The organism is Pseudomonas sp. GD03862 (genome assembly GCF_029840855.1).
In the GTDB taxonomy this organism is placed as follows: domain Bacteria; phylum Pseudomonadota; class Gammaproteobacteria; order Pseudomonadales; family Pseudomonadaceae; genus Aquipseudomonas; species Aquipseudomonas alloputida.
Window position 1 is genome coordinate 305,271 of record NZ_JAOCDI010000001.1, and the last position, 6,647, is coordinate 311,917.

Below are 6,647 nucleotides of genomic sequence, written 5' to 3' on the forward strand. Positions count from 1 at the left end.
CCAGCAAGATCCGCGCCTGCCCATGCTTTCATGGCGCAAGCAGGCGTTGTGGCGGGCAGCGCACCACCCAGCGGGTGAGCTGTTCGTGGGCATACGCCAGCTGCAGCACGCCATGGTCGGCCTGCGCCGGGCCTATGATTTGCAGGCCCATGGGCAACCCGGCGGCATTGAACCCCACCGGCACGCTGATGCTCGGCAAACCGGCCAGGGTCGGCCCGATCACCACTTCCATCCAGCGGTGGTAGGTGTCCATTGCCCGCCCCCCGACCACCGTCGGCCATGGCTGGCGTGCATCGAAAGGGAACACCTGGGCCGAGGGCAACAGCAGAAAGTCGTAACGCTCGAACAGCTTGCCCATGGCGCGGTACCAGTCGCTGCGGTCCAACGAAGCCTGGTACAGCGCCGCCGCACTTAGCTGCAAGCCACCTTCCACCTCCCACTGTGCTTCGGGCTTGAGCAATGCGCGCTTGCCAGGGTCGGCATAGACTGCGCCGAGGTTGCCATGCACCAGGAAGTGGCGGTGGGTCAGCCAGCATTGCCACAAGCGCGCCAGGTCGAATGCCGGCTGGCAGGCCTCGACCCGGCAGCCCAGCTCGGCAAAGTCGGCCAGCGCCGACTCGCACAGGCTCATTACCCCGTCATCCATCGGCAGATAGCCGTTGTAGTCGCCCAGCCAGCCCACCCGTACACCGCGAAAATCGCGCGGCAAGCCAACGGCAAAATCGCGCCGGCCTTCGCTTAGCGACAGCGGCGCCCGGGCATCAACACCCGCCTGTATCGACAGCAGCCGCGCCACGTCGACCACACTGCGGCCCATCGGCCCTTCTGTGGCCAACTGCTGCACGAACAGCTCGGGCGCCGGCCCATGCGGCACGCGGCCCTGCGATGGGCGCAGGCCGAACAGGTTATTGAACGCCGCCGGGTTGCGCAGCGAGCCCATCATGTCGCTGCCGTCGGCCACCGGCAGCAAGCGCATGGCCAGCGCCGCTGCAGCCCCACCGCTGCTGCCACCCGCCACCCGCGACGGGTCGTAGGCGTTGGTGGTGGTGCCAAACAAGGGGTTGTAGCTTTGCGAGCCCAGGCCAAACTCGGGCACATTGCTCTTGCCCATGATCAATGCCCCACTCGCCCGCACCCGCGCCACGCTGATCGCATCCTGCTCGGGTACCTGCTCGGCAAACAGCGGCGAGCCGAGCGTGGTACGCAGCCCGGCCGTGGCGGCGAGGTCCTTGATTGCCTGCGGCATGCCATGCATCCAGCCGCGCGAGTGGCCACGGGCCAGTTCGCGGTCACGCGTCTCGGCCTCGGCCAGCAGCACTTCGGCCGGGCGCAGCGAGACCAGTGCATTGACCTGCCGATTGAAGCGCTCGACATGCCCCAGGTAAGCCTGCATCACCTCCCGGCATGACAACTGGCGGGCATGGATGGCCTGGGACAGTGCCTCGGCATCGAGGGCAACAATGGGGTCGATGGCTAGCGGCTTCACGGTTTTACTCCAAGGTTGAAGGCGGCAGGCTTGACTGCCCGCGGTGCTTCTTTCAGGCAATAGGTGCCCAGCAATGTCAGCAGGCAGGCAAACAGCACGTAGAACGCCGGCGCCACTGGGGTGCCGAGCACCTGGGTGAGCCAGGTCACGATCAACGGGGCAAAGCCACCGAACACCATCACCGCCACGTTGTAGGCCACCGACACGCCGGTGGAACGCACCTGGACCGGGAATTGTTCGGCCAGGGCAGTAGGTGCCGGGCCGAAGAAGCCACCGATGGCCGTGCACAACAGCAGTTGCATGACCAACAGGCGCTCCAGGGAAGGCGCAGCGGCCACCCACACATACAGTGGGTAAACCATCACGAAGAACGCCAGGGTGAAGGCCATCAGCACCGGGCGCCGCCCCAGCCGGTCAGACAGCGCCCCGGATAACGGAATCACGAGGGTCATCAGCCCCACGGCGAGCATCTGCACCAGCAGCACCTGGTCCAGCGGCAGGCCTAGGCTTTTGTGGGCGAAGGTCGGCATGTTCACCAGCACCACGTAGAACGATACCGTCGCGCCGCAGGCCAACCCCATCGACACCAGCAGGCTGCGCCGGTGTTCACGCAGCACCTGCCACAGGCCGGGCGACTGGCCCTTGGCATGGCGACGCGCCTCGACAAACGCCTCAGGCTCCTCCATATGCTTGCGAATCCACAGCCCGACCGGCCCGATCAGCAGGCCCAGCACGAACGGGATGCGCCAGCCCCAGCTGTCCAGCGCCTCAGGCGAGCACAGGTGGGTAACCAACGCCACCATTGCCGCCCCGGAAAACACCGCCAGGCACTGCCCTACCAATTGCCACGAACCATACAGGCCCTTGCGGTGGGCAGGCGCGCTTTCCACCAGAAATGCCGTGGCGCTGGCATATTCACCACCGGTGGCAAAGCCCTGCAGCATGCGCGCCACCACGATCAGCAGCGGCGCAGCCATGCCGATGGCCAGGTAGTCGGGCGCGAAGGCGATCATGGCGATGGACACGGTCATCAGGCGGATGATCATCTGCATGGCCGCCTTGCGGCCCTTGCGGTCGGAATACATGCCCAGCAGCACGCCGCCCACCGGGCGCATGAAAAACCCGACGCCGAAGGTGGCAAGGGCCATCAGCAGCGAGGCGTACGCGTCGTCGGACGGGAAGAACTGCCGGGCGATGATGCTGGCCAGAAAGCCATACACGATAAAGTCATACCATTCCAGGGCGTTGCCAATAACGGCGGCCACCACTTGCCGGGTACGCGACACGCCGGTGCTCGAAGTCTGCATAGGGAACACTCCACACAATGATTGGGTGATCGCCCAGGCGCAGTCGCGCCCGGGTTCCAGCGGCAGTGGTCAAAAAGGGACAATCAGGCAGGTGCCAACCAGCGCTCTGCCAGCGCGCCCCAATAGGCGGCGCCGGTCAGCAGGATGTCGTCGTTGAAGTCGTAGGCCGGGTTGTGCACCATCGGCCGCGATACACCATTGCCGATGAACAGGTAGGCCCCCGGGCAGCGCTGCAGCATCCAGGCGAAGTCTTCGCTGCCCATCAGCTTGCGGGTGTTGCCATCCACAGCCTGGGCGCCCAGCAACTCGACCCCTACTTGGGTGGCAAAGGCGTTTTCAGCGGCATGGTTGACCAGCACCGGGTAGGCCGGGCGGTGCTCGATGCTGGCGCGGCAGCCAAAGCTCTCGGCCTGACTGACGATGATTGCCCGCACCCGCTCAAGGGCCTGCGCCCGCACCTCGGCGTTCAGTGCGCGCAGGCTAAGGCGCAACAGCGCCTGTTGCGGAATCACGTTGGCCGCTTCGCCGGCCTGCAACGCGCCGACGGTGACCACTGCCGCCTCCTGCGCATCGATATTGCGCGCCACCACGGTTTGCAGCGCCATCACCACACTGGCGGCCGCCACCAGCGGGTCGACGGTCAGGTGCGGCATCGAGCCATGACCACCCACCCCGTCCAGGGTCACCGTCAGCAGGTCTTGCGAAGCCATCATCGGCCCTTCACGAAACCCCAGGTGCCCGGCCGGCAGCCCTGGCATGTTGTGCATGCCGAATAGCGCATCACATGGGAATCGCTCCAACAGGCCGTCGGCCAGCATCGCCTCGGCACCGCCCTGGCCCTCCTCGGCCGGCTGGAAGATCAGTGTCAGCGTGCCGTCGAACTGCCGGGTTGCCGCCAGGTAGCGCGCGGCGCCAAGCAGCATGGTAGTGTGCCCGTCATGACCACAGGCGTGCATGCAGCCTGGGTGCTGGCTGCTGTATGCCGCACCCGTTGCTTCGTGGATGGGCAGCGCGTCCATGTCGGCGCGCAGGCCCAGCCGGCGGGGGCTGCTGCCATTGCGCAGCACGCCGACCACGCCGGTCTTGCCGATACCGGTGTGCACTTCATAGCCCCATGCCTCCAGCAGTCGGGCGACCAATGCCGAGGTGCGGCTTTCTTCAAAGCCCAGTTCCGGGTGAGCGTGGATATCGTGACGGATCGCGTGCAGGTCGCTGGCCACGTCGGCGAGCCAGGCCTGGATATGCTGATGTCGGGACATGTGGAGTCTCCTCGCGCGGGTGGTTTCCCGTTCTTGTTGTTCGCCTTCAGGTCACGACAGGTGAGACAGGTCGTGCTTGGCTCACAGATAAGCGCGAGTGACGCGGGATCACAAACGAATGTGGTTCCGCCCAGCGGAACCAGTCGGGGGGAAAAGCGGAATGGGTGTGGAGTTGGAGTCGTAGGTAAAGCTGTACGTGGCGTTGTTTTCGTTGAATAGTGCGGTCAGGCGAATGGCCTTATCGTACTCGTAGCGAACCCGCTGGCCCTTGGCATCCTGGCGGCTGCTCGGCAGGCCACGGGCCGTGCGCATCAGGCGAGTGGTCTGGCCCTTGCCGTCGGTGTGGCTGAGCACCTGACCGTAGACGTTGTGGAAACACTAGCGGCTGTCGATTTCGCCCGAGAAGCGAAGCATCCCTTTAAAAAGCGAATGAACAAAGTCGGCACCCGCTTCTGCTTCAATGATGTTAAAGATCGTTCGCTGGGAACCAAAGGCCCCTGCCAAAAAATCACTATTCCCGCATCTAAAAATAAGCGCCAGATGCATCAACACAACAGAAACTAAAACTTAAAATTCATGCACCCCACATTCACCCGCATATGCCAAACAAGCAAAAAACACTAAAATCACTACACACGCATCAAAACTACTTTTCAAATATCAATCGTCTTCAAAGAGCTCCTTGACGTCTTCATCTCCCATCTGCTCGTATGGAGGCAACCCTGTAGAATCGTCTTCCGATATTTTTTGCTCATTCTCATTAACATCTATGCTTTTCAAGTCATATGGAGCAGTTCCGAACACAAATCTCAGCCCGTCCACTTTTTCATCATTTTCCCCTTTCGCATTACCAACCACACACCACTCCCCCTCCCCCATTTCCAATAACGAAAAAGTATCCAATATAGCCGGGAATTTTTTAATTTTATTTATGACAGATAGACCTTCACTGGGCGAAGCAGCTGTTTCAGAGTAAATTTCAGATACATAACCTAACTCAATCTTCTTTATCAGTCTCGCAAACCCATATAATTTCTCATCAATCTTGAAGGCAACAACATCACCTGCAGAGTACTTGACAGCTTTATTTTTGCGCACTAGAACATCCTCATGATTAGCTGAATTGGTTTGCAGTTCGTGAAACAAGCCGGAACCATTAACTTTGAGAGATAATTCAATCATATACCGTACCTCATCAATCGTCGGCCGCCGCCCTAAAGATTCGAGATATATTTCCTGCAGCTCCTCCAACAGATTCCCAATCCGATCCAAGGGAATATCGCCAATAATCAATTCAGTTTGGTTCGGTGCATTCCACCACCCCATCGTTAAAACTCCTCAGCAGGCTATGGAGCTCGACATTGATTTTTTTCCGCCGAGATTTGATGTTTTTTCATTGAAGCTATTTTCAAAGTACTGCTGACGAGTTGCGGATCTCATTTTACTCTGATGGTCGTACGAATTAATCTTATTACCTCTATTGGTGTCAGATATAGCCTCACCTACAACACCAGTTTTGGTGCCGTGATGCTCGATGTAAGCTTGTTCGTAGCCTCGCGCCTGCCCGTAGGTGACATTACGATCAAGGACCTTCATCTTTCCACCATTCAGTCTGCCACTAGCAACATGCTCACCGCGGCGCTTGGTTACGTTATCGGTGATTCCAATGTAGTAAGGATCTTTAGCCCCTTTATCAAAAAGTGCGTAAACAAAATAGCCGGGTGCAGTTTCTGCCACCCATCCTAAAGGGTCGACCCAAGCAACAGGACTGGGGGCATAGAAGTAGAGATTAAATCCACCGTCGATTCCAATTGGGTCCTGAGAAATATACCTCCCACCTGTAGAGTCATAATAACGGAAGGTATTGTAGTGCAAAGTCGATTCTTCATCCAAGTACTGGCCCTGGAACCGAAGGTTCTGCTCGACCTCACCGATAACCAGTTGCTCTAACGCTCCCCACGAACGATATGTCGCCTGCCAAACGATTTTGCCGTCACTGTCCGTCAGCTCCAGCGGCGTACCAATCTGGTCAGTATGGAAGTAATAGACCTTCTGCCCTTCCCCTTCAACCTGATCAACCCGCGCCAACGGCGCATAGCTACCGGCTCGTACAGGTACAAGATGCTCTGCCCAGGCGTTTCCTCCCGCAGCATCCTCAGCCCCTGCCAGAGGAAGCGTTTCTGCTCGACCTCGCCATTGATTTCAGCCCGCTTGGCTATTCGCCTCCCCAAGCTGTCGTAACGATACTCGCCTTGGCTTTCCAGCTTGCCATTGACCAACGTCTCCGCCCGCACCAGCCGGTTCTCGCAGTCATAGCTGAAGTGCTGCAGCTTGCTGTGCCCCGAGCGCTTCTCGACCAGATTGCCCCACGGGTCGTAGCGGTACTCCTGATCGCGCCACTGTTTGATCCGGTTGTCCTTGACCTTGTCGAACTGCCGCGCATTGAAGTCCAGGCGGTTGGCTGCCGGGTCGTAGCGGAATTCCTCGCTGCCGATCAACGAGCCGGTATCGCGACTGCGCAATTGGCCGTTGGCTTCGTACTCGTACTTGATCTCGCCACGCAGCTTGTCCAGCGTACGCACCAGTTCACCCGCC

The 6,647-nt window shown here is 59.9% G+C and carries 5 protein-coding genes and 1 pseudogene; all 6 read right to left on the reverse strand.

Going from position 1 to position 6,647, the window contains the following annotated elements; all coding sequences use genetic code 11:
• Positions 1-28 precede the first annotated feature (28 nt).
• Positions 29-1,486 carry an amidase gene (locus N5D53_RS01425; RefSeq protein ID WP_190869275.1) on the reverse strand — a complete coding sequence of 486 codons (1,458 nt, stop codon included), beginning with the start codon at positions 1,484-1,486 and terminating at the stop codon, positions 29-31.
• Entirely contained in the window at positions 1,483-2,793 is a 1,311-nt protein-coding gene (locus N5D53_RS01430) for a citrate-proton symporter (RefSeq protein WP_098090242.1), read from the reverse strand. Before N5D53_RS01430 ends, N5D53_RS01425 begins: the two co-directional genes overlap by 4 nt.
• A gap of 83 nt (positions 2,794-2,876) precedes the next feature.
• Positions 2,877-4,052, reverse strand: coding sequence for a M20 aminoacylase family protein (locus N5D53_RS01435; RefSeq protein ID WP_004374190.1), 1,176 nt, complete (start codon positions 4,050-4,052; stop codon positions 2,877-2,879).
• Positions 4,053-4,160: 108 nt separating this feature from the next.
• On the reverse strand, positions 4,161-4,406 hold the full coding sequence (locus N5D53_RS01440; protein ID WP_190869276.1) for a sugar-binding protein: 246 nt from the start codon (positions 4,404-4,406) through the stop codon (positions 4,161-4,163).
• Positions 4,407-4,712: 306 nt separating this feature from the next.
• Positions 4,713-5,378, reverse strand: coding sequence for a cytoplasmic protein (locus N5D53_RS01445; protein WP_100773939.1), 666 nt, complete (start codon positions 5,376-5,378; stop codon positions 4,713-4,715).
• A 414-nt stretch (positions 5,379-5,792) separates the two neighbouring features.
• A pseudogene (locus N5D53_RS01450) lies at positions 5,793-6,647 on the reverse strand (RHS repeat-associated core domain-containing protein); the annotation flags it as partial.